Below are 237 nucleotides of genomic sequence, written 5' to 3'. Positions count from 1 at the left end.
GCACCCTGCACACCGTGCGGGATCAGCTTGCCCTTGTCCACGGCCGGCTTGTCGGCCTGCACCGCCACCGCCACCGGCGTCGACTCCACCGACGGAGCCGCCTGCGCGGTCGCAGGACCGGCGAACACGCCACCAGCAAACGCCAGACCAGCAACACCAAGAACGCTCTTACGCATGATCGTGTTCATCAGAAACGCTCCATTCGGGGGTCGGCACCCACACCGAGGGGGATCGGCT

The 237-nt window shown here is 67.1% G+C and carries 1 pseudogene; it reads right to left on the bottom strand.

Annotation, left to right across the window (positions count from 1 at the left end):
• Positions 1 to 188 (bottom strand): annotated as a pseudogene (locus ACPXCB_RS31605) (hypothetical protein); the annotation flags it as partial.
• Positions 189 to 237: the final 49 nt, after the last annotated feature.

It is taken from the genome of Micromonospora sp. DT62 (assembly GCF_049847285.1).
Lineage (GTDB): Bacteria > Actinomycetota > Actinomycetes > Mycobacteriales > Micromonosporaceae > Micromonospora > Micromonospora reichwaldensis.
This window is presented reverse-complemented; position numbering and strand designations above follow the sequence as displayed.